At 71.5% G+C, this 24,202-nt stretch carries 23 protein-coding genes; 12 read left to right on the top strand and 11 right to left on the bottom strand.

The window, feature by feature from the left end:
* Positions 1 to 9 precede the first annotated feature (9 nt).
* The 4 genes from hslU to IPL89_00480 are packed head-to-tail and all read left to right on the top strand — an operon-like array spanning position 10 to position 4,069.
* Positions 10 to 1,341 (top strand): ATP-dependent protease ATPase subunit HslU, encoded by a 1,332-nt coding sequence (gene hslU / locus IPL89_00495; GenBank protein ID MBK9061677.1) that lies wholly within the window; start codon positions 10 to 12, stop codon positions 1,339 to 1,341.
* A gap of 12 nt (positions 1,342 to 1,353) precedes the next feature.
* The gene (locus IPL89_00490; GenBank protein ID MBK9061676.1) at positions 1,354 to 2,448 is read left to right on the top strand and encodes a hypothetical protein; all 1,095 of its coding nucleotides are present in this window, start codon (positions 1,354 to 1,356) and stop codon (positions 2,446 to 2,448) included.
* Positions 2,445 to 3,302, top strand: a complete 858-nt coding sequence (gene dapF, locus IPL89_00485) for a diaminopimelate epimerase (protein MBK9061675.1) — start codon at positions 2,445 to 2,447, stop codon at positions 3,300 to 3,302. Before IPL89_00490 ends, dapF begins: the two co-directional genes overlap by 4 nt.
* Positions 3,299 to 4,069, top strand: a complete 771-nt coding sequence (locus tag IPL89_00480) for a fumarylacetoacetate hydrolase family protein (GenBank protein ID MBK9061674.1) — start codon at positions 3,299 to 3,301, stop codon at positions 4,067 to 4,069. Before dapF ends, IPL89_00480 begins: the two co-directional genes overlap by 4 nt.
* On the opposite strand, the gene IPL89_00475 is transcribed toward IPL89_00480, so the two are convergent.
* Positions 4,066 to 5,502, bottom strand: a complete 1,437-nt coding sequence (locus IPL89_00475; protein MBK9061673.1) for a hypothetical protein — start codon at positions 5,500 to 5,502, stop codon at positions 4,066 to 4,068. The genes IPL89_00480 and IPL89_00475 overlap by 4 nt on opposite strands.
* A gap of 164 nt (positions 5,503 to 5,666) precedes the next feature.
* On the opposite strand from IPL89_00475, the gene IPL89_00470 reads away from it, so the two are divergent.
* Entirely contained in the window at positions 5,667 to 6,719 is a 1,053-nt protein-coding gene (locus IPL89_00470) for a DUF1573 domain-containing protein (GenBank protein ID MBK9061672.1), read from the top strand.
* Between the two features lie 48 nt (positions 6,720 to 6,767).
* Here the strand turns inward: IPL89_00470 and IPL89_00465 are convergent, their stop codons facing one another.
* Positions 6,768 to 7,442 carry a hypothetical protein gene (locus IPL89_00465; GenBank protein ID MBK9061671.1) on the bottom strand — a complete coding sequence of 225 codons (675 nt, stop codon included), beginning with the start codon at positions 7,440 to 7,442 and terminating at the stop codon, positions 6,768 to 6,770.
* Positions 7,443 to 7,484: 42 nt separating this feature from the next.
* On the opposite strand from IPL89_00465, the gene IPL89_00460 reads away from it, so the two are divergent.
* Complete coding sequence (locus IPL89_00460; protein MBK9061670.1) at positions 7,485 to 7,910, top strand: hypothetical protein; 426 nt, start codon at positions 7,485 to 7,487, stop codon at positions 7,908 to 7,910.
* A 7-nt stretch (positions 7,911 to 7,917) separates the two neighbouring features.
* Here the strand turns inward: IPL89_00460 and IPL89_00455 are convergent, their stop codons facing one another.
* From IPL89_00455 to IPL89_00440, 4 genes are all read right to left on the bottom strand, one after another.
* Positions 7,918 to 8,442 carry a hypothetical protein gene (locus IPL89_00455; GenBank protein MBK9061669.1) on the bottom strand — a complete coding sequence of 175 codons (525 nt, stop codon included), beginning with the start codon at positions 8,440 to 8,442 and terminating at the stop codon, positions 7,918 to 7,920.
* A 9-nt stretch (positions 8,443 to 8,451) separates the two neighbouring features.
* The gene (locus IPL89_00450) at positions 8,452 to 8,832 is read right to left on the bottom strand and encodes a hypothetical protein (GenBank protein MBK9061668.1); all 381 of its coding nucleotides are present in this window, start codon (positions 8,830 to 8,832) and stop codon (positions 8,452 to 8,454) included.
* Positions 8,829 to 10,034 (bottom strand): hypothetical protein, encoded by a 1,206-nt coding sequence (locus IPL89_00445; GenBank protein MBK9061667.1) that lies wholly within the window; start codon positions 10,032 to 10,034, stop codon positions 8,829 to 8,831. Before IPL89_00445 ends, IPL89_00450 begins: the two co-directional genes overlap by 4 nt.
* A gap of 106 nt (positions 10,035 to 10,140) precedes the next feature.
* A complete protein-coding gene (locus tag IPL89_00440; GenBank protein ID MBK9061666.1) occupies positions 10,141 to 10,992 on the bottom strand; it encodes a GNAT family N-acetyltransferase in 852 nt (283 codons plus the stop codon).
* 68 nt (positions 10,993 to 11,060) lie between these two features.
* Here IPL89_00440 and IPL89_00435 point away from each other — a divergent pair, with 68 nt between their 5' ends.
* Complete coding sequence (locus IPL89_00435; GenBank protein MBK9061665.1) at positions 11,061 to 11,657, top strand: TetR/AcrR family transcriptional regulator; 597 nt, start codon at positions 11,061 to 11,063, stop codon at positions 11,655 to 11,657.
* On the opposite strand, the gene IPL89_00430 is transcribed toward IPL89_00435, so the two are convergent.
* Both IPL89_00430 and IPL89_00425 read right to left on the bottom strand, forming a co-directional pair.
* Entirely contained in the window at positions 11,641 to 12,978 is a 1,338-nt protein-coding gene (locus IPL89_00430; protein MBK9061664.1) for a hypothetical protein, read from the bottom strand. The genes IPL89_00435 and IPL89_00430 overlap by 17 nt on opposite strands.
* On the bottom strand, positions 12,975 to 14,159 hold the full coding sequence (locus tag IPL89_00425) for an amidohydrolase (GenBank protein MBK9061663.1): 1,185 nt from the start codon (positions 14,157 to 14,159) through the stop codon (positions 12,975 to 12,977). The genes IPL89_00430 and IPL89_00425 overlap by 4 nt, the downstream gene beginning before the upstream one ends.
* A gap of 50 nt (positions 14,160 to 14,209) precedes the next feature.
* Here IPL89_00425 and IPL89_00420 point away from each other — a divergent pair, with 50 nt between their 5' ends.
* Positions 14,210 to 14,539, top strand: coding sequence for a DUF2203 domain-containing protein (locus IPL89_00420; GenBank protein ID MBK9061662.1), 330 nt, complete (start codon positions 14,210 to 14,212; stop codon positions 14,537 to 14,539).
* Positions 14,540 to 14,543: 4 nt separating this feature from the next.
* Here the strand turns inward: IPL89_00420 and sufT are convergent, their stop codons facing one another.
* Together sufT and IPL89_00410 are read right to left on the bottom strand one after the other, a co-directional pair.
* Positions 14,544 to 15,101, bottom strand: a complete 558-nt coding sequence (gene sufT / locus IPL89_00415) for a putative Fe-S cluster assembly protein SufT (GenBank protein ID MBK9061661.1) — start codon at positions 15,099 to 15,101, stop codon at positions 14,544 to 14,546.
* Positions 15,098 to 16,735 (bottom strand): MFS transporter, encoded by a 1,638-nt coding sequence (locus IPL89_00410; GenBank protein MBK9061660.1) that lies wholly within the window; start codon positions 16,733 to 16,735, stop codon positions 15,098 to 15,100. Before IPL89_00410 ends, sufT begins: the two co-directional genes overlap by 4 nt.
* Before the next feature lie 278 nt (positions 16,736 to 17,013).
* Here IPL89_00410 and IPL89_00405 point away from each other — a divergent pair, with 278 nt between their 5' ends.
* From IPL89_00405 to IPL89_00390, 4 genes are all read left to right on the top strand, one after another.
* Positions 17,014 to 19,932, top strand: a complete 2,919-nt coding sequence (locus IPL89_00405; GenBank protein ID MBK9061659.1) for a vitamin B12-dependent ribonucleotide reductase — start codon at positions 17,014 to 17,016, stop codon at positions 19,930 to 19,932.
* Positions 19,933 to 20,001: 69 nt separating this feature from the next.
* Positions 20,002 to 20,763 carry a prolipoprotein diacylglyceryl transferase gene (locus IPL89_00400; GenBank protein ID MBK9061658.1) on the top strand — a complete coding sequence of 254 codons (762 nt, stop codon included), beginning with the start codon at positions 20,002 to 20,004 and terminating at the stop codon, positions 20,761 to 20,763.
* Positions 20,760 to 22,196: a radical SAM protein gene (locus IPL89_00395; GenBank protein ID MBK9061657.1), complete on the top strand. Its 1,437-nt coding sequence runs from the start codon at positions 20,760 to 20,762 to the stop codon at positions 22,194 to 22,196. Before IPL89_00400 ends, IPL89_00395 begins: the two co-directional genes overlap by 4 nt.
* On the top strand, positions 22,193 to 22,540 hold the full coding sequence (locus IPL89_00390; GenBank protein ID MBK9061656.1) for a hypothetical protein: 348 nt from the start codon (positions 22,193 to 22,195) through the stop codon (positions 22,538 to 22,540). Before IPL89_00395 ends, IPL89_00390 begins: the two co-directional genes overlap by 4 nt.
* A 6-nt stretch (positions 22,541 to 22,546) precedes the next feature.
* Here the strand turns inward: IPL89_00390 and IPL89_00385 are convergent, their stop codons facing one another.
* Positions 22,547 to 24,199, bottom strand: coding sequence for a hypothetical protein (locus IPL89_00385; GenBank protein ID MBK9061655.1), 1,653 nt, complete (start codon positions 24,197 to 24,199; stop codon positions 22,547 to 22,549).
* Positions 24,200 to 24,202 lie beyond the last annotated feature (3 nt).

The raw sequence follows: 24,202 nt of genomic DNA, 5'->3' as shown, positions 1-24,202 counted from the left end.
CCCCTGACGCTGCGCGACCTGTCGCCGCGCAAGATCGTGGCCGAGCTGGACCGTCACGTCGTCGGCCAGGGGAAGGCGAAGCGCTCGGTGGCCATCGCGCTGCGCGACCGCTGGCGCCGCCAGCGTCTCCCGGCCGATCTCGCGCGCGACACGACACCGAAGAACATTCTCATGATCGGGCCGACGGGGGTCGGCAAGACGGAGATCGCGCGCCGCCTGGCGCGCCTCGTGGATGCGCCGTTCGTGAAAGTCGAGGCCTCGAAGTTCACCGAGGTCGGCTACGTCGGGCGGGACGTCGACTCGATCGCGCGCGATCTCGTGGACGCCGCGATCCGGCTCGTCAAGGAGGAGCGCCGCGCCCGCGTCTCGGATCGCGCCGCGGCGGCGGCGGAGGAACGGCTCCTCGACCTCCTGACGGCCGCGCTCGCGACGGACGCCACGGGCAAGTCCGTGCTGGCCGAGGGGCGGGACAAGATCCGGCGCGACCTGCGCGAGGGCAAGCACGAGGCCCGCGAGGTCGAGCTCGAGATCACGGACGACCAGAGGCCCCAGATCTCCGTCATGGGCCCGCAGGGCATGGAGGAGATGGGGATCGACATCCCCGGCATGCTCCCGGGCCTCTTCGGCGGCCCGAAGAAGAAGAAGGTCCGCCTGCCGGTGTCGGAGGCGAGGCCGCTGCTTCTCGAGCGCGAGGCCGACGCCCTCACGGACGAGGCGACGCTCCCGCAGGAGGCGATCCGCCGCGCCGAGGAGACGGGCATCGTGTTCCTCGACGAGATCGACAAGATCGCCGGGCGCGAGGGCGCGCGCGGCGGGCCGGACGTGTCGCGCGAGGGCGTCCAGCGCGACCTCCTGCCGCTCGTCGAGGGGACGACCGTCAAGACGAAGCACGGCATGTTCAAGACGGACCACGTCCTCTTCGTCGCGGCGGGCGCGTTCCACGTCGCGAAGCCCTCGGACCTGATCCCGGAGCTGCAGGGCCGCTTTCCGATCCGCGTCTCCCTCGACGCGCTCAGCGAGGATGACTTCCTCCGGATCCTGACCGAGCCCGAGCACGCGCTGCCGAAGCAGTCCGCGGCGCTGCTCGGCGCGGACGGGATCACGCTGGAGTTCGCGGACGACGGCCTGAGGGAGATCGCCCGCGCGGCGGCGGAGGTAAACCGCAACCTCGAGAACATCGGCGCGCGCCGCCTCCACACGATCCTCGAGACCGTCCTCGAGGAGATCTCCTTCGCGGGCCCCGACGCCGCCGGCGCCCGCGTCGTCGTCGACAAGGCGTACGTCGACCGCGCGCTCGCGAGCCTCGTGCGCGACCGCGACCTCTCTCGCTTCGTGCTGTAGGGATACGAGGCCGTGCCCCATCCCCCTTTCAAAGAAATCTTCTCTTCTCTTTCTCTACTTCTCTCTCTCTCGGCCTGCGGGCGGAAGCTGCCGCCCGAGGCGCCGCTGCTGGTCCTCCCCGCGCGCGTCGAGCCCGTGCGCATCTCGCAGGAGGCCGGCGACGTCGTCCTGCGCTTCCCGTATCCGTCCGTGACGAACTCCGGCTCGACGCTCACGAACCTCACGAAGGTCACCGTGGCGCGCGAGATCCAGAGCATTCGCGACGGGCAGCGCGTCCCGCCGCCGCCGGCCGACACCGCGCAGCGCGAAAGCGAGGAGAGGACCTTCCGCGCGCGCGCCGAGACGGTCGCGGAGCTCTCCGCGCGGGACCTCGACGCGGCCACGGTGGGCGCGGACCTCGTCTTCCGCGACCCGCTGATTCCGCTCTACCGCGAGAAGCGGCTCGGGCGCGTCCTGCTCCGGTACGCCGTCACGGCGACGCGCGACAAGAAGCGCGTCTCCGAGCTCTCGCCGATCGCGTCGATCGTGCCGCGCGTGCCGCCGGACCGGCCGCTCCGCGTCGTCCCGGCGGTCGAGGAGAACCGCGTCTGTCTCGACTGGTGGCCGCCCGCCGCGATGCTCGACGGCGCGACGCCGGCCGTCGTGGCGGGCTACACGATCTACCGCCGGAACGCGTCCGAGGAGGAGTTCGACGACCAGCCGATCGGCATCGCGATCGGCGCGACCACGTATGTCGACACGACGGCCCGGCCGGACCGCGCCTACGTGTACACGGTGCGCGCCGCGCCCGTCGCGGACCTCCCGCTCATCCTCGGCCCGGCCGCGGACCCCGTCGCCGTCTCCACGAAGGACGTCTTCGCGCCGCCCGCGCCCGAAGGGCTCCTCGTCCTCGCCGAGTCCGGCGGAACGCGCCTCGTGTGGAACCCGTCGCTCGCTCCGGACCTCGCGTTCTATAGGGTCTACCGGACGGACGGAGGGGCGCGAACGCGGCTCGCGGACGGCCTCAGGGACCCGCTCTTCTTCGACGCAGGGGCCGCGGGGCGAACATACGGCGTGACCGCCGTCGACAAGTCCGGCAACGAGAGCGAGCCGGGGACCGTGAAGTGAACGTCTCACCGCTCGGCGGCCTCCCGGTGCGCTTCACGAAGATGAGCGGCGCTGGAAACGACTTTCTCGTCTGGGGCGAGCCCGTGAGCGTCGGGGCGGCGGAAGTCGCCGCCATCCGGCGCCTCTGCCGCCGGGGGACGGGCGTCGGGGCCGACGGTGTTCTCTTCGTCTTTCCGGACGGACCCGGCCGCGTCGCGGCGGACTACCGCAACGCCGACGGGTCCGTGGGCCGCTTCTGCGGCAACGGCACGCGCTGCGCCGCGCGCTTTGCCGTGCTGAAGGGGCTGGCGCCGGAGACTCTGATCGTCCGAACGGGCTGGGGCGACGTCCCCGCCCGCGTCGACGGCGCGCACGTCACGCTCGCGCTGCCCGAGCCCGTGGCCGTCGGGCGCGCGGTGTCCTCGCTCGACTCCACGGGCACGCTCGAACGCGAGGCGTACGCCCTTTCGGTCGGAGTCCCGCACGTCGTCGCGTTCGTCGCGGACGGCGTGGACCTCGAGACGCTCGACCTCGCGCGCTTCGGTCCGGCGCTTCGGCGCCACCCGGAGATGCGCGAGGGCGCGAATGCGAACGTCGTGCAGGTGCTCGGGCCGTCGCGGCTCCGCGTGCGGACCTGGGAGCGCGGCGTCGAGGCCGAGACGCTCGCGTGCGGCTCGGGCAACGTCGCGACGGCGGTGACCGCTTGCGCGCTCGGCCGCGCGAAGGCGCCCGTCTCGCTCGAGACGCGCTCGGGGCAGACGCTCTCTGTGGATTTCCGGTTCGAGGGCGAGGTCGCGCGGGACGTCGCGCTCGCGGGCGACGCGCGTGTCGTCTACGAGGGAACGCTCGACCCCGGGGAATGGGAGGACGCATGAGGCTCGTGAGGTTCGTGAACGCCGGCGCGCCCGCGTGGGCGCTGGCCGAGGAGGAGACGCTCGTCCCGCTCGCGGGAGCGCCGTGGGAGACGGGAGGAGCGCCGGCGCCGTCCGGGCCCGCAGTGCCGCGCCGCGGCGTGCGTCTCCTGCCCGCCGCGGCGCCGACGAAGATCCTCTGCATCGGGCGGAACTACCGCGCCCACGCGGCGGAGCTCGGCCACGAGGTCCCAAAGGAGCCGCTCGTCTTCTTCAAGCCGCCGTCGTCCCTGATCCCCCACGGCGGGACGATCCGCCTCCCGAAGGAGAGCGCGCGCGTCGACTACGAGGGCGAGGTCGCGCTCGTGATCGGCCGTCGCGCCCGCCGCGTTCCGAAAGAGGACTGGCGGGACGTCGTCTTCGGCGTCACGTGCGCCCTCGACGTGACGGCCCGCGACCTCCAGAAGACGGACGGACAATGGTGGCGCGCGAAGGGCTTCGACACGTTCTGCCCGCTCGGCCCCGCGATCGAGACGGACGTCGATCCGTCCACCCTCACGCTCGAGACGTTCGTGGACGGCGCCCAGCGGCAGAGCGGCACGACGTCGGACTTCATCTTCGACGTCGGGACTCTGATCGCCTGGACGTCGGCCGCGATGACGCTCGAGCCCGGGGACGTGATCCTCACGGGCACGCCCGAGGGCGTCGGGCCGCTGGCGGCGGGGCAGACCGTCGAGGTGCGGATCGGCGGGGTCGGGAGCCTCTCGGTCGCCGTGGCGGCGGAAGACTAGCGGGTCTTCAGCGACCCGAGGAGCCTCTGCGGGAACCCGTCGAACGCGCCCGACGACATCGTGACGACCACGTCGCCCGGGCGCAGCTCGGCGAGCAGCGCGGAGAGGAGCGCCTCGGGCGTCGGCGCCGTGAGCGCGGGTGTTCCGGCCCCGCGGAGGCGGGCCACGAGGGCGTTGGCGTCGAGAGCGCCGGGCCCGCCCGGCTGCGCGAGCCGCGCGGCGTGGAACGGAGCGGCGAGGGCGACGGCGTCGGCCGCGCCGAGCGCCGCCGCGTACGGCTCGAAGAAGTCCGCCCGGCCCGCGGTCATCGAGCGCGGCTCGAACGCGGCCCAGACCCGGCGGCCCGGAAAGCGGTCCTTCGCGCCGGCAATCGTCGCCGCAACGGCGGTCGGGTGGTGTGCGAAGTCGTCGACGACCGTGACGCCCGCCTCCGTGCCGAGGATCTCGAGGCGGCGCTTGACTCCCCGGAAGGACGCGAGGCCGCCCGCGAGCTGCGCCGGGTTGAGGCCGAAGCCGAGGGCGACGGCGAAGGCGGCGAGCGCATTCGAGACGTTGTGCCGTCCGGAGAGCGGCGAGAGGACGGAGTAGGGCTCCTGGCCGGAGCGGTGCACCGTGAAGCGGGTGCCGCCCTCGCCCTCGGCGACCTGCGTCGCGAGGAGGTCCACGTCGGGCGCGCCCGCGGGGCGGGGCGCGACGCCGTAGAGGAGGACGCGGACGCGCGCCGCACCCAGCACATCGCGCACGTTCGCGTCGTCGCCGTTCGCGACGATTGCGCCGTCCTCGGGCACGAGCGCGACGCCGGCGCGAAACGCGGCTTTCACGGCGGCGAGGTCCGCGTAGAGGTCCGCGTGGTCGAACTCGACCGACGTGAGGACGAACGTCCGCGGCGCGTAATGGAGGAACTTCGGCCCCTTGTCGGCGTAGGACGTCGAGTACTCGTCGCCTTCGACCACGAAGGGCGCGCCGCCCCCGAGCGCAGCCGGCCCCGGGAAGTTCGCGGGCTCGCCGCCCACGAGATAGCCGGGGTCGCGGCCGGCGGCGGCGAGGAGCCACGCGGCGAGAGCGGTCGTCGTCGTCTTTCCGTGCGTCCCCGCGATCACGACGGGGTGCCGGCCGAGGAGGATCTCGTCGTGGAGCGTCTCGGGCATCGACCGGACGCGCAGGCCCCGGCGCAGGGCCTCGAGGATCTCGGGGTTGTCCCTCCTGGCGAGGTTGCCCGCAACGACCTCGGACACGTCGGCGCCGACGTTGTCCCCGCTGAAGGCGGGCAGGACGGTGATGCCCAGGGCCGCGAGGCGGTCGGACATCGGCGGGTAGAGGGGGCCGTCCGAGCCCGTCACGCGCTCGCCGTGGGCGAGGAGGAGGGCGGCCAGGGGCGTCATCGCGGTCCCACCGACGGCGACCAGGTGGAACGTGCGAGGGGCTGCGGACACCGGGCGCGGAGTTTGCTAGACAGGTCGGGCGCCGTCAAACGGCGCCTCGCTGGCGTGTCCCCCGGGGGGCCCGGCGACCCCACGTATACTCGGCAAGGCTCGAATTCATAGTGTTTCAAGGGTTCCGGCGCCGCCGGGCCCGTTCCCGAAGGAGGCTCCCGGACATGACTCCCCCCCGCCATTCCCGACTCGTTTCCGCTCTCGCGGCCGCCGCGCTCGCGGTCCTCGTCCTGCCGTCGCCCCTCGCCGCTCAGGCGAAGGCCTCGGGGGCTGCCGCCGCCGGCCCGAAGCTCGTCGTCGTCGAGGACAAGAAGGACGTCGGGCAGGTCGCGAAGGGCGAACCGATCAAGCACGTGTTCATCCTCAAGAACACCGGCAACGCCGACCTGCACATCACGGACGTGAAGCCGTCCTGCGGCTGCACGGTTCCCGAGTTCGACAAGGTCATCAAGCCGGGCGCCGAGGGGAAGGTCACCCTCACCGTCGACACGAAGGGCTTCTCGGGCCCGATCTCCAAGACGGCGCTCCTCATCACGGACGACCCGGCCGTGCCGCAGAAGACGCTCTTTCTCTCGGCCGTCGTGAAGCCGTTCGTCGACGCCCTGCCGTACGCGTTCTTCCGGATCACGGCCCTGTCCGGCGAGGCCGCGTCCGCGGACGTGATCCTCGTGTCGGACGAGCCCGACTTCAAGCCCACGAAGGCGGAGGCCCCGAACTCCTTCCTGCGCGTCGCGCTCACGCCCGTGCCCGAGAAGGAGCTCGTGAAGGACCGCGGCCCGAATCAGTGGAAGGTCACGGTCTCGACCGCGCCCGACGCGCCCGAAGGCCTCCTCGGCGGCGCCGTGAAGGTCGCGACCGGCGCCAAGAAGCAGCCCGAGATCGAGCTGCAGGTGACCGGCTTCATCAAGCCGGCCGTGTCCGTGACGCCGCTCTCGATCAACTTCGGGAACTTCGACCCGAAGGGCGATCCCCAGAAGCGGAACGTCATGCTCGTGAACAACAACGCGGCCGTCGAGAACTTCTCGGTCACGAAGGCCGAGACGAACGTCCCCGGCATCTCGGCCGAGGTCGTGCCCGTCGACAAGTCGCGCGTGCAGGTCGTCCTGACGGTCGACCAGAAGATCAAGAAGGGCGTCTTCGAGGGCGACCTCACGATCAAGACGACCGACAAGGCCCGGGCCGAGGTGAAGGTCCCGATCAAGGGCGTGATCCTGTAGGACGGGAAATCTTGCCGGAAAACGAGGGGGCGCTTCGGCGCCCCCTTTTCATTTCTTGCGGCGCGGCGCCGAGGACGGCTGGGGCGAGGTCGGGACGTCGTGGAGCGGCGGGTACCGGAGCGTCGCGGCCTCCTCGGCGATCGCCTTGAACATGCGGAGCGCCGAGAGGCGGCGCGCGCGGCGGGCGGGCATGTAAGTGGGCGACAGGAGCGCCGAGAACGGCGAGTCCGCGTCGTAATGCGAGGCCCACGTCAGGTCCGTCGTGCCGTCCGGCCGGGCGTCGACGAAGAAGGACAGCGTGAGGCTCTCGACCTTCGCGTCGAGAAGATCCGCGGCGTCGGATTTCAGCAGGAAGGACAGGATTTCTCCGGGCTGGTAGGCGATCACGGTCAGGTCGATCCGCCGCGGCCCGTCGGCCGTCGTCGCGTCGATCGAAAGGACGTCGCCCTTCGACGCCGTGAGGCCCTTGCCGTACCGCGCGCGGCGGGGCACGACGTTGGGAACGCCCGCGAGGAGCCACGTGCTCACCATCTCGGGGCCGACGAGGAGGCGCCAGACGATGGCCTTGGGCGCCTCGATGGAAACGCACTCGGCTCCCTGGAACGTCGCGATGGGCGTCTCCGTGGCGTTCCGGAGCCGCGTGCTGAGCGGGTCAGGCTGCTGCGCCGATGCGCCGCCCGCTGCAAGGGCGAGAATGCCGAGGATCGGAAGGGGGCGCTTCATCCGGTTCAGCATACCGGGAAACGTGGACTCTACAATTCCCCGATGGACTTCCGGCGCCTCTCGGCCCTTCTCCTTTTCGCGTCCCTGGCGTCCCTGGCGTCCATGGCGTTGGCCGAGGACGCGCCCGCGCCGTTCCGCTGGGAGGGGTTCGCGCGCCGCAACCCGGGGATCGTGATCTTCCGGAGCCGATGGAATCCCGGCGTCCTCGAGCTCCGGGACGACCTCGTCCGCTGGACGGACCGCGGGGATCCCGGCAAGAACCTCGTGCTGCCGGTGCGCCGCCTGACGGGCCACACGCTCGTGTGCCGCGGAGGGGCCGATGCGCCGTGCACGGAGTGGCGCGTCGCGACGAAGACGGAAGACTACATTTTCCGGGAGGTCCCGCCCGCGGGCGGCGCCTCGCTCCGGCGCGCGTTCGACGCCCTGCGCGGCGCGTACGCGGACGTTCCGTCGGCCGAGGAGCGCTGAGCGCCGGCTACTTCTTCTTCGGCGAGGAGACGGGCGGGAGGATCTCGAGCCAGTCGAATCCGGCCGCGAGCGTTCGCTCGTCGGTCGCGCCGGGGAGGCGGTCCTTCGGGGACTCGGCGTACGCGAACGCGAACGTCAGCTCGTTGACGCCATGCTTCCACGCGTCCTTCGGCGTCGGGATCGCGTAGACCCGCGGCTCCCCGCTCAGATTCACGGTCTCGATCTTCCGGCCGTTCACGGAGAACGTGAGGGTCTGCCCGGGGCCTCCCGGGAAGCCGAACGGCCAGCAGCGGAAGCGCACGAGGCGGTCGCCGTCGGCGCGGCTCTGGACCACGACACGCGCCTCCTTGCCGTGGGCCCACACGAAGGTGTCGCCGGAGTCCGTCTTCTCGAAGCCGTCCCAGCCGGGTCCGAGGGCGCCGGCCGTCGTCTCCGGATCGAAGTTCAGGGACCGCGTCTCCTCGACGCGGCGGCAGGACGCGGTGACGGCGAGCGCGGCGAGCGCCGCGAGGACGAGGCGGGCATTTCTCACGGAGCGAGTCTAGCGCCGGCTCTCGAGACCCCGGACTTCGACACCGGCCGCCACGAAGACGGCGCGTCCCTCGCGGGTTTCCGCGCGGCCCTCGGCGGCGAGCGTTCCGCCCGCAAGGCCCTCGGGCAGCGTCCACGAGCCGTCGGACACGATCGGGAGGACCGCGTCGCCTTCCTTGAGCGCCGGCTTTCCCGCGGCGCCTTCGTTCTTCCCCTCGACGCGCACGGCCTTCGCGGCGTATTTCGCCGGCGCGGCCACGACCGCCGCGACGCTCACGGCCGTCAGGCCGCGCAGCGGCTTGCCGTAGAGGTCCGCCGCGCGCGCGGGAGCGGCGGCGGAGAGGGCGAGGGCGGCGACGGCGAGAGCCGCCGCGGCGCGGGCGATTCTCACGGGAGTTTGAAAGCCTTCGTGCCGCGGTACGCGTACGTCGCCGTCGCCCCGCCGCACGGGGCGCCGGCGGAACCGGAGGCGCGCGTGTAGGTGATCGTGCCCTGGATCGAGCCGTCGTACCGGGAGAGGATCGAGCCGCTGAAGGTGCTGCTCGGATCCGCTCCCGAGAACGTGATGGATCCGTCCGTCGGGTTTCTGACGAAGCTCGTGTTCTGGAGCGACGGCCCGAACGACGGGCCGAACGCCTGGAAGCTGAAGCCGGTCGGCCCCCCCGCGCAGTTCTCGACGACGATCGTGACGTAGAGGAAGTCGCCGTTGCCGTCGACGACGTCGGCCCGGCCGGCGGCGCCGTAGGGGTCGTTGAGCAGGATCCCGAAGGCGCCGTTGTTCGCGATCGCGACCTTGACGGGCGGCGAGTAGCTGATCGACGCGATCGCGTTGTCGATCACGGAGGCGCCGGTCGCGACGGGGCCGCCGCTCTTGACCTTCACGGTGGCCGTGAGGTTCGTGTCGTTCGCGGTGTAGCCGAAGGACGCCGCGATGCCGTTGATCTGCGTCTGGGCGTATTTCGCGAGGGTGACGTCGCGCGTCCCGAGGACCGTTCCGTCGCCCTTGAGGAGCGTGACCGTGACGACGGTCGAGCCGGTCGCGTTCGCCGACAGCAGAAAGAGGTTCGTCCGGTAGCCGCTCGACCCGCTGCTGGAGGACGAGACGTACGGGACGTAGGCCGTCTCGCCGAGCGCCACGAGCTGGTCCGTGTTCTGCGCGGGGATCGCGAACCCGTTCGTGCCCGGGACGCCCGTCGAGCTCTTCGCGTTGACGACGAGCGTCTGCGAGAGGACCCACACGGGTTGCGGCGTCGCGCCCGTCGATTCGACGCGAATGCCGCCGGCCCCGACGGTGCCGAACTTCGTGGACAGAACGTCGTCGATCGCGAGCGTCGCGCTCGCCGGAACCGTGACGGTGACCTTCGGCGCCGCGCTGTTGTCACCCGATCCGTCGCTCGCGGGGAGGAGATACATGTCGACCGTCGCGGCAGCCGCGTTCGGGTTCACGATCCGGAGGCCCGTGACGTAGTCGTTTCCGCCGCCGGAGGCATGCGCGGACGTGACGACCCACTGCGTCGTGGCCGGCGTGTCCGCGCGAAGGGCCGTGGACAGGAAGAAGGCGGCGGCGAGGGCGGAGCGGGGAATGAGGCGCATGCGATCGGTTCCTCTCGAAGAGATTGTGACCCGGTTTCGACGCAAAAAGGCCGCCAAAGTTGCGGCCCTCCGGCCGGAAGTGTCCGCCGGCACGTCGGCCTCACACTCAGAAGAGCGCGCCCGGCGCGCCCGCGATCCGCCGGAAGTCGCCGCGCCGGCGGAGCGTGAGAAGCGGGATCGCCTCGCCGGCCACGAGAGAGAGGCTCCGCGCGGCCGAAAGGAGGGCGGCGGCCTCCGCGGGGACGCGCACGACGAGGCGCGACGCGCCGGAGGCGCCCGCCCGCGCCGCCAGCGCGAGGAAGAGCTGCGCGGCGGCTTCGGGGCTCCGGCCCGCGGCCGGACCGATCCACGCGCGCGTCCCGGCGCGGCGGAGCGCGCCGACCGCCTCGGGCCTCCCGCGCCGGCGCAGCGCGAGCACCTCTCCGGTGGCGACGGCCCGCTCCCACTCGGGAACGCGTGCGAAGCCGCGCGTCTCGCGCTCGAGGTCCGCGACCCAGCCCGAGAGCGGGGCGCCGAGACCGACCGGCTCCAGCGCGCCGGCGCCGGCCGCGCTCTTCGGCGGCGCTCCCGTGAACGAGAGGACCAGCGTGCGGAGCGAGAGCCCGGCGCGGAGGAGGAACGCGACGCCCTCCGGGCCGGAAGGCGCGAGCGCCTCGAGGGCGCGGGCGCGCCGCGCGGCGCCGTAGGCGCGCACGGCTTCGAGGAGCGCGCGGCCCACGCCGCCGCCCCGCGCAGCGGGGTCGACCTCGAGGCGCGCGAGGAGGAGCGCGTCCTCGCGCACCGCGGCGGCGGCGCGTCCGAGGATGCGCCCGTCCGCGGCGGCGGCCACGAGCGCGCCGTCGGGGTCCGTGGCAAGGAGCGCCGCGTCCGCGGCGGTTTTCGGCCACTCGGCCGCGCGGGCCGGCCGGACCCGGAACGAAACGGCCTTCGACGCGTTCACCTTGGCGGACGCTAACATTGACCGTGCGCCGACCAATCCTCCGGTTTGTTTAGAATCCAAATTCGCCATGGGTACGGATTAACGGCATGAAGAAGCGCAACGTGGGTCGTCCGCGCGACGGCGACCCGGCCGAGACGCGGCGCGACATCCTCAGGGCCGCGGAGGAAAGTTTTGCAGCGTCTGGGTTTGTCGGCGCCACGACGCGCCAGGTGGCCGCCCGGGCCGGGGTGAACGTCGCGACCCTCCACTATCACTTCGGGAACAAGGAGCGCCTCTACCGCGCCGTCCTCGACGCCGCGGTCGCCGGAGAGGTTCCCGACGGTCCGGCGGCGGGCTCGCCCGCCGAGCGCCTGACCGGCGTCGTCGAAGCGCTCTGGAACTTCGGCTGGTCGCGCCCCGCGCTGTCCCGTCTCAGTCTCCTCCACCGCCTGGCCGGGCCCGCGCGCACCGAAGGCAGCGCGCCCGAGATCGACGACCCGCGGGCGAAGCTCCTCGCGAAGACGATCGCGGACGTCTCGGCGAAGGGAGCGCTCCCGCCGGACGACGCCGTCCGCTTCGTGCTCGTCCTGATGGACGGCGCCCTCGTGGCGGCGCGCAACGGGCACGGTCCCGACGCTCCGGTTCCCGAGGCGCCACGCCGCGCCGTCGTGGCGGCGGCGCTTCGCGTCACGGGACTGGCCTAGACCTCGGGCGAACGCCACACGCGAGGACGATCGCGTTGACACCGGTGCCCGCGAGGACCGGGTCGACGCCGGCGACGTGTGCGAAGCGCTCGAGCATCGCCGCGGCGCCGCCGAGGAGCATTGCCGCACCCGCGAACCGGCGGTCCACGCGAACGCCGGGCACGAACGCCGCGAGCGTCGGCAGGATCAGGCCCGAGGCGAAGAGCGTGTAGCCGAGCCGGAACGTCTCGACGAGGTCGTTCAGGACGAGCGCGACGGCGAGGCCGGCCGCGCCGTACGCGACGACCGCCATGCGGGCGAAGCGCACCCCGGCGCCCGGGACGAGGTCGTGCGCCGTCGCGGCGGCGGCCGACAGGAGCACGGAGTCCGCCGAGGACTGCATGGTCGCCACGAGCGCGACGAGAAGAAGCGGCGCGAGAGCGGGGCCGGCGAGCGCGAACACGGTGCGCGGGAAAAGCTGCGCGGGCGGCCCGCCGACGCCGAGCGCGACGCCCGCGAGGGCGATGGCCGCGGTCGCGAGGCCGAACGCGAGCTTGGCGCCCGCCGCACCGAACGCCGCGCGCCGGGCCGATGCCGCGTCACGCGCCGAGAGCAGCTTCCCCCACACGTCGCTCCCGACCGCGTGCGGCAGGCCGACGAGGACGAAGAGCGCGAGGACGTCGGCCCACGAGAACGCCGGGCCCGTGGGGAACGTCAGGAGTCGTGCGGGCGGCGGCGTCCGCGCAAGCGCCGCGAGCGCGAGCGGGAGCGCGACGAGGAGGAGGCCGGAGACCATGAGCGCGAACTGCAGGAGGTCCGTCCCGACGACGGCCCGCTGGCCGCCGAGCGCCGTGTAGACGACGAAGAGCGCGGCCGTCAGGACGAGGACGCGGCCCGGATCCCACGGCGTCGCCGCGACGATCACGGTTCGCGTCGCCTCCGTGAGGAGCGCGAACCAGACGATCTCGGCCGAGACGACGAGCGTCGCGGCGATGCGCCGGACGCCCGGGCCGTACGCGAGTCCGATGACCTCCGCGATCGTCGTCGCGCCCGTCGCCCGGAGGCGGGGGGCGAGAAACGCGCCCAACGCGAGGAGGCCGAGCGCGCCCGCGAGGTCGAGCCAGAGCGCGGGGAGGCCCTTCGCCGCCACGAGCGCGGCGAGGACGAGTGTCGTCGAGCCGCCGATGACGGTCGAGGAGAGCGCGACGCCCGCCCGGAACGCTCCGAGCCCGCGGTCCGCCACGAGGAACGCGTCCTTGGAGCGCGAGGCCTTCCGCGCCGAGACGGCGCCGACGAGGAGAACGGCGGCGCCGTAGACGGCGAGCGCGAGCGCGAGACTCACGCGGGCGGGGCCGAGAGAACGTCGCGGGCGTACGCGGCGAGGAGGCGGGCCGCGTGCGGGAGAGCCCGCTCGTCGAAGTCGAAGTCCGGCGCATGGTGTGGCCCGCACGGTCCGCGCGGGCCGTCCGTGCGCGCGGCGCCGACGAACGCGAAGGCGCCGGGGACGCGCTCCAGGAACTCCGAGAAGTCCTCCCCGCCCATCGTCCGGCACTCGGCCGTCGCGCGCCCCGCGCCGAGGAGGGCGTCCGCCGCGCGCCGCGCGCGCGCGGCCTCGCCGGGGTGGTTGACGAGCGCCGGGGTGCGCGTCTCGTAGACGGTCTTCGCCCCGCAGCCCGCGGCGGCGGCGGCGTGGGCTGCGATCTCCGGGACGAGCGCCGCGAGGCGCTCCCGCGCGTCGCGGTCGAACGAGCGGCAGGTGCCCGTCAGCGTCACGGACTCGGGAAGGACGTTGAACGCGGAGCCGCCGTGCACGGACGTGACGGACACGACGGCGGGCTGGAGCGGCGAGAGGCGCCGCGCGACGACGGTCTGAAGCGCCGTGACGACGAGCGCCGCGGCGACGACCGCGTCGCGCGTCTCGTGTGGCGAGGCCGCGTGCCCGCCGGGGCTCGTGACGTCGATCCGGAACTCGTCGACGGCGGCCATCATGGCGCCGGACGCGACGCCCGCCGCTCCGAGCGGGAGCGACGTCCAGAGGTGGATGCCGAAGACGGCGTCCGGGCGGGGGTCGTCGAGGACGCCGTCGGCGATCATCGCGGCGGCGCCCCCGGCGCCCTCCTCGGCCGGCTGGAACGCGAAGACCACGCGGCCGCCCGCGGGCGGGTCGAGGAGCAGGAGGTCGGCCGCCGCGTCGAGGGCGGCCATGTGCCCGTCGTGCCCGCAGGCGTGCATACGGCCGTTCGTCGACGCGAACGGCAGGCCGGTCTTCTCGGCGACGGGCAGCGCGTCGAGGTCGGCGCGCAGAAGCACGGTCCGCCCGGGCCGGCCCGTGTCGAGCACCGCCCTGACGCCGGTCTTTCCGAGGCCCGTCCTCACGGAGAAACCGCGCGAGCGCATGCGGCCGGCGACGAGGCGCGCGGTCTCGACTTCCTCGAAAGCGGTCTCGGGCCGCGCGTGAAGCGTCCGCCGGAGGGCGACGGCGGCGGCATCCGTGGAGGCGGCGTCTTTCGAGAGCGGATTCACGCCGGGATCATAGGCCGGGGACGCGCTATCCTCGGGCCGTGACCGAGCCCATCCGCAAGACGTTCACGTTCGACGAGGCGCGCACGCTGCTCCCGGCCGTGCGCGAGAAGACGCGGCGCGCACTCGAGGCGCTCGACGGCCTCGCGGCCGTGGACGACGACGACGCCGAGACGGCCCGGCGGCGCACGGAACGCGAAGTCGAGGGGATTCTGAACGGCTGGCGCGCGGAGCTCGAAGCTCTCGGGATCGAGGTGAAGGGACCGTGGCTCGTGGACTTCGACTCGGGCGCTGGCTACTACTGCTGGAAGTGGCCCGAGGAGTCCCTCGAGTTCTTCCACGGCTACGAAGAGGGGTTCGCGGGCCGCGTGCCGCTGCAGTAACGCGTCAGGCGATCCCGAGGATCCGCTTTCCCTCGGGCGTCATCATCTCCGCGCTCCAGGGCGGGTCCCAAACGAGCTGGACCTCCGCTTCCTTCACGCCCGGCACCCGCGCGACGCGGGACTGCGCGTCCGATGCGATCGCCGGGCCCATCCCGCAGCCCGGCGCCGTGAGCGTCATCTTCACCTCGACGCGCGTGCCGCCCTTTTCCGCGGCGAGGACGCGCAGGTCGTAGACGAGGCCGAGGTCCACGATGTTCACGGGGATCTCGGGGTCGTACACGGTCTTGAGGGAGTCCCAGAGCGCGTCTTCGCTGACCGGGCCCGCGGCGGCGGCCGGCGCGCCTTCGTCGGCGCCCGCCGTGATGCCGAGGGCGTCTCCGTCCGCACCGGAGATGCGGAAGAGGCCGCCGAGCGCGGGCGCCTGCACGGTGAGCGTTCCGCCGAGCGACTGCGTGAGGAAGACGTCCGTGCCGGCTTTGAGCGTGAGGGGCTCGCCCGACGGGATCCGGATGGCCGGGCAGTCGCGCGAGAGCTGGTGTGCGGTGGGAACCTGGGGCGTCATCGGGGGGACTCCTCCGCGCCCTTGGGCGCTTTTTCATTCTCTCTCAGGAGACCGGCGGCGGAAAGGACGAGCGCGCCGCCCTGCAGCGCGGCGGCGGCCCAGTGCGGCGCGTCCGGCCCCACGCGCAGGTACAGGTTCTCGCCGGCGAACGGGCCGAAGACGCGCCCGAGGGAGGCCATGGACTGGTACGCCCCGAGGACCTCGCCCTGCTCCGTCGCCGCCGTCCGCCGCGAGACGAGGGACGACAGCGTGGGGGTCGTGATCCCGATGCCGAGCGCGATGACGGCGATGGCCGCGAGGAGCCGCGGCGGCGTCGTCCCGAGCCTGAGGAGGAGGAAGCCCGCGGTCAGGAGGACGCAGCCCGCCATCACGAGGCGCGCCTCGCCGAAGCGCGGCGCGAGGCGCCGCACGAGGCCGCCCTGGACCACGACCGAACAGACGCCGACGAAGACGAAGAACCAGGCGACCGTGGACGGCCCCGCTCCGAGTCGGAGCGAGAGGAACTGCGCGAACGTGGACTCGAAGTTCGCGAACGCGGTCGTCGTCACGAACGAGAGCAGCATCAGGGCGCCGATCTCGGGCCGGCGAAGCGCCTTCAGGAGCGGGCCCGCCGAGAAGAGCGGGCCGGACGGCGCGACCTTTCCCGCGGGGCGTGTCTCGGGCAGCTTGAAGAAGGCCCAGATGCACGCGACGAGGGAAAGACCCGCGGCGAACAGCCCCGGCGCCGCCTCTCCGAGGTGCACGGCGAAACCGCCGATGGCGGGTCCGAAGATGAATCCGAGGCCGAACGCGATCCCGACCATCGCCATTCCGCGCGCGCGCTCCGACGGGGCCGTCGAGTCCGCGATGACGGCCTGCGCCGTCCCGATGTTCCCGCCCGTCGCGCCGGGCAGGAGGCGCGCGACGAAGAGCATCGGGAGCGTGCGCGCGAAGGCGAAGAGGAGATAACCGACCACCGTTCCCGCGAGCGAGAAGATGATGACCGGCCGCCGCCCGTAGCGGTCCGAGAGGCGGCCGAGGAGCGGACCGAACAGGAACTGCATCGCGGAATAGCTCGACATGAGGAGGCCGAAGACGAGCGGCGACGGGTGGTACTTCTCGGCGTAGAGCGGCAGCAACGGGATCACGATCCCGAAGCCGAGAAGGTCGATGAAGACCGTCAGGAAGACGATCTTCAGGATGGAGCGGTTCTGCGTCAGCTGAACGACTTGCCGCAGCCGCAGCTTCCGCCGGTCGCGTTCGGATTCTCGACCGCGAAGCCGGCGCCACGCATGTCTTCGACGAAGTCCACGGTGGCGCCGTGGAGCTTGAGGGCGCTCGCCGGATCGACGACGACCTCGATGTCCTTCACGGCGAGGACGTGGTCCGTCGGCCGCTTGTCGTCGAACGTGAAGCCGTACTGGAAGCCGGAGCAGCCGCCGCCCTGGATGAAGACGCGCAAAGGCTTGCTGGCGGCCTCGGGCATTTTCGCGGCGAACTCCTTCACCTTCGCGACGGCGCGATCCGTCACGCTGAGAAGGAACACGGACGGGGAAGCGACCTGCGTGGCGGTCTCGGGAGCGCTGGACATCGAAAGTACCTCCGGCGGCGCACGCCGCCTGTGGAATATGGCTGCGAACGGCGGCGGAAGTCAAACGCCCGAGAGGGGTTGCGTATTCCCCACAGGCGGTGGAAAACCCCACCATCTAGTGGCCCCCAGAAAGAAAAGCACTATCCCTTGCGTTTTCCCCTTGAAATCACATCTCAGCGGCACTACCTTGTCCGACAGACCTGACAACGATCCGCGGATCACGAAGAGTCGTCTTCCCCGGTTAGACGAAGGGCCCGAGGTGCCGCCGGGTGGCGGCAAAAACAGGACAAACCGCTCACGTCATCAGAAGGTGAGAGGGAGGCTTTCCCGGCAATGAGCAACATGAATACGCGCGAGACGAAGGCCGGAACGAGGACGGAGCCCGCGGGAAAGACCGCTTCCCGGACCAGGGTCGGCGGGCTCACGTTCCGACGCGTCTACACGGACGGCGTGACGCACCCCTACGACGCGATCGAGTGGGAGCTCCGCACGGCCGCGATCACGAACGAGAAGGGCGAGGTGTTCTTCGAGCAGAAGGACGTCGAGGTCCCGAAGGCGTGGTCGATGACGGCGACGAACATCGTCGCCCAGAAGTACTTCTCCGGGAAGCCGGGGACCCCGCAGCGCGAGCGGTCGGTCCGCCAGCTCATCGGCCGGGTCGTCGAGACGATCACGGGCTTCGGCGTGAAGGGCGGCTACTTCCGCACCGCCGCCGACCGCGATGCCTTCTCCGACGAGCTCACGCACATCCTCGTGAACCAGGCCGCGAGCTTCAACTCTCCCGTCTGGTTCAACGTCGGCGTCGAGCCGAAGCCGCAGGCCTCCGCGTGCTTCATCAACTCCGTCGGGGACTCGATGTCCTCGATCCTCGACCTCGCCAAGACCGAGGGCATGCTCTTCAAGTTCGGCTCGGGCACGGGCTCGAACCTCTCCAACCTGCGCTCGTCGACCGAGTCCCTCTCCTCGGGCGGCATCGCCTCGGGCCCCGTCTCCTTCATGAAGGGCTTCGACAGCTTCGCGGGCGCGATCAAGTCCGGCGGCAAGACGCGCCGGGCCGCGAAGATGGTCATCCTCAACGTCGACCACCCCGACATCGAGGAGTTCATCCTCTGCAAGGAGAAGGAAGAGAAAAAGGCCTGGGACCTCATCGACGCCGGCTGGGACGGCTCGTTCAACGGCGAGGTCTACAGCAACATCGCCTTCCAGAACGCGAACCATTCCGTCCGTGTCACGGACGAGTTCATGAAGGCCGTCGAGTCGGGCGGCACGCACACGACGAAGGCCGTCACGTCGGGCGAGCCGATGGGGACGTTCGGCGCGAAAGAGCTCCTCGTGAAGATGGCCGAGTCGGCCTGGGTCTGCGGCGACCCCGGCATGCAGTACGACACTCTCATCAACAAGTGGAACCCGTGCAAGGCGACGCACCGGATCAACGCGTCGAACCCGTGCTCCGAGTACATGTTCATCGACGACTCGGCCTGCAACCTCGCCTCGCTGAACCTCATGAAGTTCGCGAAGGAAGACGGCGGCCTGGACGTCGAGAAGTTCCAGCACACCGTGGACGTCGTCTTCGCGGCCCAGGAGATGCTCGTCTCCGAGGCGTCCTATCCGACGCCCGCAATCGAGAAGAACTCGCACGACTTCCGCCCGATCGGCCTCGGCTACGCGAACCTCGGCGCGCTCCTCATCTACAACGGCCTCCCGTACGACAGCGAGGAAGGCCGCCGCTACGCGGCCGCAGTCACGAGCCTCATGCACGGGCAGGCGTTCCTGACCTCCTCGAAGATCGCCTCGGAGATGGGCACCTTCGCGGGCTACGCGCCGAACCGCGACGCGTTCCTCGAGGTCATCTCGATGCACCGCGACGCGGCCTACGCCGTCGAGAAGCCGGGCGTCCCGAAGGACCTCTGGGAAGCCCAGCGCGCCGTGTGGGACCTCACGCTCGAGTCCGGCCGCCAGCACGGCTACCGCAACGCGCAGGCCACGGTCCTCGCGCCCACCGGCACGATCGGCTTCATGATGGACTGCGACACGACGGGCGTGGAGCCGGACCTCGCGCTCGTGAAGTACAAGAAGCTCGTCGGCGGCGGCACGATCAAGATCGTCAACCAGACGGTCCCGCACGCGCTGACGCGGCTCGGCTACTCGGACGACGAGATGCACGCGATCGTCCGCTGGATCGACGAGAAAGGCACGATCGAAGGCGCCCCCTCCCTGAAGAGCGAGCACCTGCCGGTCTTCGACTGCGCCTTCAAGGCGCTCGGCGGCACGCGCTCGATCGCGCCGATGGGCCACATCCGGATGATGTCGGCCGTCCAGCCGTTCCTCTCGGGCGCGATCAGCAAGACGGTCAACATGCCGAACGACGCGACCGTCGAGGAGATCGCGGACGTCTACATGCAGGGCTGGAAGCTGGGCCTCAAGGCGATCGCGATCTACCGCGACGGCTGCAAGCGCACCCAGCCGCTCAACACGTCCGCGTCCAAGAACGACGACGGCGTGAAGGGCACGCGCGACGCGCGCGGCAACGTGATCGCCGCCGCGCCCGCGGCGCTCGCGCCCGCGCTGCGCCGGCACAAGCTGCCGGACGAGCGCCGCGCGATCACGCACAAGTTCTCCGTCGCGGGGCACGAGGGCTACGTCACGGTCGGCCTCTACGAGGACGGGATGCCCGGCGAGATCTTCCTCACGATGGCGAAGGAAGGCTCGACGATCTCCGGCCTCATGGACGCGTTCGCGACGGCGATCTCGCTGACGCTCCAGTACGGCGTGCCGCTGGAAGCGCTCGTCGAGAAGTTCAGCCACATGCGCTTCGAGCCCGCGGGCTACACGAAGAACCCCGAGATCCCGATCGCGAAGAGCCTCGTCGACTACATCTTCCGCTGGCTCGCGTCGAAGTTTTTGACCGCGGACCTCAAGGAGAGGGTCGGGATCATCTCGCGCGAGGAGCCCGGCGCCGCGACGTCGGCGTCGGGCTACAAGGTGGCAACCTCGCTCACGACGCTCGCGCCCGTGGCCGACGCGGCGATGGCGCCGATCGCGGCGGCGTTCCAGGCGATCGCCGGCATCAAATCGGACGCGCCGTCCGAGGGCGCCGAGCCGCGCGCCATCGGATTTGCCGTCCCTCTCGCCTCTGCCTCGAAGCTGACGTTCGAGAACAGCTCGGACGCGCCGAGCTGCCACGAGTGCGGAAGCCTCATGGTGCGCGGCGGCGCCTGCTACAAGTGCCTGAACTGCGGAGCGACGAGCGGCTGCAGCTGAGGTGACGCGGAAACCCGGCCTGCGGGTTTCCGCGCCTTCCCCTCGGCGCTTCGCACCGGCGGCCGCGGCTTGAACGGACCCGTCGTCCACGCCGCCTTCGAGCTTCTCGCGTACCTCACGGGGTTCGCTCTCTCGCGGCGCGCCTGGGCGCGAGAGAAACGCGTGTTCGCCGCGCAGCCCGACAGCGGCTGGATCGCCGTTGCCGCAATCCTCGGTGCCGCCTTGGGCAGCAAGCTGCTCTTCCTCCTGCAGTTTCCCGACTTCGTCTGCGCCCGGTTCCCGTCGGCGGAGGCCCTCCTCGGGGGCAAGACGATCGTCGGGGGCCTGCTCGGCGGCCTCGCCGGCGTCGAGATCGCGAAGGCGCGACTCGGCGTTGCCGACTCGACCGGGGACCTGTTCACGCTCCCCGTGATCGGAGGTCTCGTCGTGGGCAGGCTCGGCTGCCTCGCGGCGGGCCTCGTGGACGAGACGTTCGGCCTCCCGACGTCACTCCCGTGGGGCTGGGACTTCGGCGACGGCGTGCGGCGGCATCCGACGCCGCTCTACGAGATCGCGTTCCTCCTCGCATTCCTCGCGGCGCTCCGCGTCTTCGCGCCGCGCCTCGTGCATGCCGGCGACACGTTCCGAATCTTCATGGCGTCGTATCTCGCGTTTCGCGTGGCGGTCGACTTTCTGAAGCCTCCGTTCGGCCCCGTGGCGTCCGCGGTCGAGGCCGCCTTGCCGCGGGCGCGCCTCTACGCGGGCCTGACGGCGATCCAGATCGCGGCGCTCTGCGGCGTTCTGTACGATGCATCGGTGTTCCTGAGACGGATTCTCCGGCGGCCGGCGTGAGGGACGCGCGGAGAACGCGGCCGTACCTCTTCTACGACACGTCGACGTCCGTGTGCGCAACGTGCCTGAGGCGCGTCGAGGCCAAGGTGCTTCTCCAGGACGGCGCCGTCTTCCTCGAGAAGTGGTGCCCGGAGCACGGCAAGGCGCGCGTCCTTCTCGCGGACGACGCGGACTACTGGCGGATGGCCCGCGAGAAGTTCCTGAAGACGCCCGAACTGCCCGGCGTCTGCGCGACGCCGACGCGCTGGGGCTGCCCGTACGACTGCGGCCTCTGCCCGGACCACATGCAGCACTCCTGCCTCGCGCTCCTCGAGATCACGGACGCCTGCAACCTGCGCTGCCCGGTCTGCTACGCGGGAAGCGGCCCGGAGAGGACGACGTCGAAGACGCTCGAGGACGTGGAGCGGATGCTGGACGCGCTCGTCGCGAGCGAGGGCGCGCCGGACGTGGTGCAGGTCTCGGGCGGCGAGCCGACGATTCACCCCCGGTTCTTCGAGATTCTCGACGCGGCGCGCCGCCGGCCCATCCGCCACCTCATGGTCAACACGAACGGGATCCGGATCGCGAACGATGAGGGGTTCGCCGAGCGGCTCGCGTCCTACGCACCCGGCTTCGAGGTCTACCTCCAGTTCGACTCCCTGCGCGACGGCGTGAACCGCGCGCTGCGCGGGGCGTCCCTTGCCGAGACTCGGCTTCGGGCCCTCGACCGTCTCGACGCGCTCAACCTCTCGACCACACTCGTCGTCACGGTCATGCGGGGGCTCAACGACGGCGAGATCGGCGAGCTGGTCCGATTTGCGCTCTCGCGCCGCAGCGTCCGCGGCGTCACGCTCCAGCCCATGCAGGTGGCGGGCCGGACGGACGGCGTCGATCCGGAGCGCGACCGGTTGACCCTGACCGAGGTGCGGAGGCGCCTCCTCGAGCAGACGGACGTCTTCAAGGCGGCCGACGTAATTCCCGTGCCGTGCAACCCCGACGCGCTCGCGATGGGCTACGCGCTGAAGATCGACGGGCGCGCCGTGCCATTGACCGGCCTCCTCGACCCGCAGGTGCTCCTCGCCGAGGCGCGGAACACGATCGTCTACGAGAAGGACGAGGCCGTGAAGCGGCACGCGCTCAGGCTGTTCTCGACCGGCACAGGCCCCGAGGCCGCGGCCGAGACACTGCAGGACCTTCTCTGCTGCCTGCCGAAGGTCGGCGTCCCCTCGGGCCTGTCGTACGAGAACCTCTTCCGCGTCCTCATCGTCGCGTTCCTCGACGCTCACGGCTTCGAGACGCGCGTCGCGAAGCGCTCGTGCATCCACATGGTCGAGCCGGACGGGCGGCTGATCCCGTTCGACACGTACAACCTCTTCTATCGCGACGGGGCCGCGGAGCGCCTCTCGGCTCTGAGGGCCGGAGTCGACGCCGCGTTCCGCCCGGAGGTGTCGTGAGCGACCTCCCGCCCCAGCCCGAGCCGCCGGCCCCGCCTCCTCCTCCGCCCCTTCCCGCAGGGCCCAAGGCTTCGTGGCCGCCAGCCAAGGACACCGTCGGGACCGGCGTCCTGAGGCTTCTTCTGCTGCACCTCATCCAGATCCCGCTCACGGTCGTCGCCGGGCCGCTCTGGATCGGGATCTCGCAACTCGTCTACGTCGTCCCGCAGCACTTCGCGTTCAAGAAGCAGGGCCGGAACGCGTGTATCCGCGGCCTCTGGATCGGCGCGGGCGTCACGTTCCTCCTGAACGCGGGCTGCTTCGGAATCGTGATGTACTCGCTCTCGAGCACGAGCTTCCACTAGGTCCCTTCAGCGCCGGCTCCCGAAAAGCCGGTTCTGAAGCGCCTCGAGGAGACCCACGGGCCGCAGGACGATCTCGCTTCTGCCGGCCGGCAGCCGGACGCGGAGCGTGCCCCGCTCCGTCGTCTCGACGCGGCCTCCGCGGTCGGCGCTCACCGCGAGGAACGGATTCGCGAACTGGTTGATCTCGAGGATGCCGCCGGGGGCGGCGTCCGCGGCCAGCCGAAGCCGTGGAAGGACGGCCGCTCCCGCGAGCGGCGCGGCGCGGCCGGTGTCCTCCACGGTGCAGCCGACCTCCTCGAGAAAGGGCCGCGCGGGCGACGGCGGAATCCCGCGCGGCCGGAACTCCCCGCTGTGTGAGGCGGCGGCGAGTCGCTCGGTCGTCAGGCTCTCCTCGATCTCGGGTACGGAGAGGATCCGGCCGACGCGCCGCGGAGCGACGCCGGACCAGATCTGAAAGAGAACGGCGAGGGCCAGCACGCCGCGGAGACCCCCTCGAATCGACGGGCGGGACGCGCCCGCCAGAAGCAGATCGGTCGAAAGGCAGAGGACGAAGATCGACGCGGGCGTCGAGAAGACGAGCAGGCGCCAGGGAAACTGGATGTACTGGAGCGGGGGCACGAGCCGGTAGAGCGGCGCCGCGAGGGGCGTCTGAAGGAAGAGGGTGCAGAGGGCCGATCCGAGGACCAGGAACCACGCCGGGAGCGTCTCCCAAAGCCGCGCCGCCGGGAGGCGGCGGCGAACGAGACCCACGGCAACCGCGACGGCGCCGAGGACCGCGAGCGTATTGAAACCCCTTCCGATCTCCACCGAGAAACCGCCCGCGCCGGGCGCCCAGCCGCCCCCGCGGTCGTAGAGGTACTCCCCGAGCGGCGCGAAGTTCCGGAAGACGCTGAACATTCCCGCCCGGAAGCGGTCGAGGTCGACGTCCTTTCCGAAGAGCCAGAAACCGAGGAGAAAGGGCCCCGTCGCGGGAAGAACGACGAAAGCCGCCTGGCCGGCGTGGAGAAGGGGGCGGCGCGAGTCCTTCGAGAAGACGAGAGCCCCGAGGAAGGCGACGAGAACGAGCGCGAACGAGAAGACGAAGACGACGGAGTGCGCGAAGAAGATCAAGGCCAGGACGGCGCCGAGGACCCATCCCGCGCGCGGCTTCCCGAGGACGATGCCGAGCGCGGCGAGGGTGAGCCAGGGGACGAGCATGAAGGCCGCGAACTCGGCGAAGGCGCCCCGCACGACCCAATCCGTATACGCATAGTTGGAGAAGACGAGCAGCAGGGCTCCGCTCACGGCGTGGAACGAGTCCAGCCCCATGGCGAGGATCGCCTTGCGCATTCCGAGCGCCCCCGCGAAGACGAGCAGCGGGATCGTCAGCTTGACGGCCGTGAGGGAGGAGCCCGTGGCGAGCGCCGCGGCCCCGGCAAGCGTGTTGAAGAGGCGGTGATAGAAGAACGGAAACGGCGAGCCCAGGCCGTTTTCGGCGAGGGGCGTCCAGAGAGGAACGAGAACGCCGTCCGCGAACGCACGGCGGAAGATCTCGACCCGCTGAAAACAGGCCACGCCGTCATGGTTCCAGGGCCAGCCGGAGAGCATCAGGACCGGGGAGCACGCGAGGAGGCTGGCGGCGAGGAGCAAAAGGTACGGGCCCGCGCGACGCAGCGCCATGCG

Source organism: Acidobacteriota bacterium (genome assembly GCA_016716715.1).
Lineage (GTDB): Bacteria > Acidobacteriota > Thermoanaerobaculia > UBA5066 > UBA5066 > Fen-183.
The sequence above is the reverse complement of the archived record's forward strand: the minus strand, read 5'-3'. Positions and strand labels throughout refer to the sequence as shown.